Source organism: Neisseria sp. HMSC065D04 (genome assembly GCF_001815675.1).
Taxonomy (GTDB): Bacteria; Pseudomonadota; Gammaproteobacteria; order Burkholderiales; family Neisseriaceae; genus Neisseria.
Map to the genome: position 1 here is coordinate 12,705 of NZ_KV821557.1, position 3,291 is coordinate 15,995.

General features: G+C 55.8%; 3 protein-coding genes. 2 read left to right on the forward strand and 1 reads right to left on the reverse strand.

Annotation, left to right across the window (positions count from 1 at the left end; all coding sequences use genetic code 11):
* Positions 1-229: 229 nt before the first annotated feature.
* Positions 230-751, reverse strand: coding sequence for a thioredoxin family protein (locus HMPREF3050_RS15165; protein WP_070774967.1), 522 nt, complete (start codon positions 749-751; stop codon positions 230-232).
* Between the two features lie 298 nt (positions 752-1,049).
* Here HMPREF3050_RS15165 and HMPREF3050_RS12145 point away from each other — a divergent pair, with 298 nt between their 5' ends.
* Positions 1,050-2,582, forward strand: coding sequence for a helicase HerA-like domain-containing protein (locus tag HMPREF3050_RS12145; RefSeq protein WP_070774968.1), 1,533 nt, complete (start codon positions 1,050-1,052; stop codon positions 2,580-2,582).
* A 112-nt stretch (positions 2,583-2,694) separates the two neighbouring features.
* A complete protein-coding gene (ruvC, locus tag HMPREF3050_RS12150; protein ID WP_003776066.1) occupies positions 2,695-3,237 on the forward strand; it encodes a crossover junction endodeoxyribonuclease RuvC in 543 nt (180 codons plus the stop codon).
* Positions 3,238-3,291: the final 54 nt, after the last annotated feature.

Sequence of the window (3,291 nt, forward strand, 5' to 3'; positions counted from 1 at the left end):
GCGGGAGAGGGCTGGGGAGAGGGTGGCTCTATGGGCCGCACCAGTTTGATTTTGCCTAAAGCCGCGAAGCCACCCCCCATCCTAACCTTCCCCCGCCGGACGGGGGAAGGAACAAGATTGTTGATATAATAAAAGGTCGTCTGAAACCAAAATCCCATTTTCAGACGACCTCTCTTCATCGCTCCGCAAAGTCTTTAACCCTCAAACGGTGCAATCCCAAACGGGCAGCTTATCGCAAGCTGTTTGCGTCCAGCCATTTCTCCAAGTCTTCGGCGCTGATTTTGCCGCCGTTTTCTTCCAAATCGAGTTTGTTGACTTGTTTGCCTTTGCTGTATTTCGCTAGGACGGGTGTGCCGCCGAGTTTGTATTGTTGGCGGAACGCGGTCCATGCTTCTTTGTCTTGGTGCAGGCGGTGGACGTTGACGAAGTAGATTTTGCCGTTCAGGTTGCGGCTGGCGATGTAGCGTTTGAACATGGGTTCGAAGGCGTTGCAGTCGCCGCAGCTCGGGCGGCCGATGTAGGCGTAAACGGTGTCTCCGTTGGCGACGCGTTTTTTGAAGCTTTCGACGGTCAGGCTGTCGAGGTGGAAGTAGATGTCGGAATAGGTGTCTTCCAGCCGTTTGGTGTTTTCGGCGGAAAGGCGCACGGCGGTTTGCGCTTCGGACAGGCTGTTTTTCAGGGCTTCGGTTTCACGGTCGGCGGCGCAGGAACACAAGAGCAGCGCGGCGGTCAGGACGGGCAGGATTTTCATGATTCGGCTCCTTGGTTGCGATAGGGAAAGTATACGCTTTTCGCGGCGGCGGGGTCGTCTGAAACTCGGGAAACGGCTTTTTTCAGACGACCTTTTGATGTATGGCAATGGGCGGGCGAAGTAGCGTTGTGTAGCGTGGGCTTCGCCCGCGGTGGTTTGGGGGGCGTCGGTTTGCTGCGGGTTGAAGCCATCCCCTGCAAAACGGTAGAATGGCGGCAGTTTGACAGACGGTTTGCGCCGAACACTTGGACGCGCCGTTTCTATACCGATATAAACCATCCAATCAAAGGAAACCTTCATGACGATATTCCCCATCGCGCGCGCGGGCGATAAGACACTTGAAATCCAAGGCAAAATGGCGAACCGCCACGGCTTGATCGCCGGTGCGACCGGTACGGGTAAAACCGTGACCCTGCGCCGTATGGCGGAAGCCTTCAGCAGCGAGGGCGTTCCCGTATTTTTGGTTGACGTCAAAGGCGATTTGTCGGGCATCGTGCAAGCGGGTGCCGCCAGCGGCAAGGTGGGCGAACGCATTGCCGAGTTTGGTTTGGGCGAGCAATGGCTGCAAAGCTTCCCCGTGCGCTTTTGGGATGTTTACGGCGAAACCGGCATTCCGGTGCGTGTAACCGTTTCGGAAATGGGCCCGCTGTTGCTGGCGCGTTTGATGAATTTGAACGATACGCAGGAAGGCCTGCTGAACCTCGTGTTCAAAGTCGCCGACGATAAAGGCTGGCACATTCTGGATTTGAAAGACTTGCGCAGTATGCTGAAACACGTTTCCGACCACGCTTCGGAATACCGCACGCAATACGGCAACGTCTCCGCCGCCAGTATCGGCGCGATTCAGCGTCAGCTTTTGACGCTGGAGAACGAAGGTGCGGAAAAATTCTTCGGCGAGCCGTCGCTCAACCTGCAAGATTGGATGCAGACCGACAACGGCAAAGGCGTCATCAATATCCTCAATTCGGAAAAACTGATGCGCTCGCCGCGTATGTACAGCGCGTTTTTGCTGTGGATGTTGGCGGAGTTGTTTGAAACCCTGCCCGAAGTCGGCGATTTGGAAAAACCGAAATTCGTGATGTTCTTCGACGAAGCGCATTTGATGTTTGACAACGCCGCCAATGCGCTGGTGGAGCAGGTCGAACAAGTCGTGCGCCTGATCCGTTCCAAAGGCGTGGGCGTGTATTTTGTGACCCAAAACCCGCTCGATTTGCCCGACACCATCCTCGGACAGCTCGGCAACCGCGTGCAACACGCCTTGCGTGCCTTCACGCCGCGCGACCAAAAAGCGGTTAAAGCCGCTGCCGAAACCTTCCGCAGCAATCCGAATATCAAAGTTGCCGAAGCGATTGCCGAACTGGGCGTCGGTGAAGCACTCGTTTCCTTCCTCGACGAAAAAGGTATGCCCGAACCGGTAGAGCGCGCGCTCGTCCTGCCGCCGCAATCTTCCTTGACCCCGCTTACCGCCGAAGAGCGCAACCGCTTGTTCCAAAACGACGATTTGTATCCGACCTATAAAGACATGGTGGACAACTATTCCGCCTTTGAAGCCTTAGCCGAAGCCGACAGTCAGGCTGCGGCGGAGAAAGAGGCGGCAGCGGCGGCAAAAGAGCAGGAAAAAGCGCAAAAAGCCGCTGAAAAAGAAGCCGCCAATGCCGACCCAGGCATACTCGGCGGACTGCTCGGTGGCTTGAGCGGCGGGCGTAAAAAGTCAGGACAGGGCTTGGGCTACAACGTTGCCGACGCTATCGGCAGCCAAATCAACCGCCAAGTGACCAACGCCATTTCCCGCAGCGTGATGGGCATTATTAAAAATATGTTTAAAAAATAAGGCGTAAAAAGAAGGCAAAGGTCGTCTGAAAGCCTGAAAATCGGTTTTCAGACGACCTTTTACGCTGGAGAAGACGGGAGATTGATTGACGATATGGGAATAAGAAACTGAGATGACTGTGCAAAAAAGCGTCCGCATTTTGGGGATAGACCCCGGCAGTCGGGTGACCGGTTTCGGCATCATCGACGTATGCGGCAGGGAACATTTTTATGTGGCTTCAGGCTGTATCAAAACGCCGCCGAATGCGCCGTTGGCGGAGCGTATCGCCGTGATTGCGCGGCATATCAGGGAGATTGTGCAGCAATACCGCCCGCATCAGGCGGCGGTGGAGCAGGTGTTTGTCAATGTGAATCCGGCGGCTACGCTGATGCTGGGACAGGCGCGCGGGGCGGCATTGGCGGTGTTGGTGATGGAAGATTTGCCTGTGTTTGAATATACGGCGTTGCAGGTCAAGCAGGCGGTGGTTGGGAAGGGCAAAGCGGCGAAAGAGCAGGTTCAGCATATGGTGGTGCAGATGTTGTCGCTGTCGGGTACGCCGCAATCGGACGCCGCCGACGGACTCGCCATCGCGCTGACACACGCTTTGCGCAATCACGGCTTGGCGGCGCAGTTGGGCAAAGGGCAGATGCAGGTGAAGCGGGGGCGTTTCCAATAAGACTTGACGCGGCATTGCTTCGGTATAGTGGATTAACTTTAAATCAGGACAAGG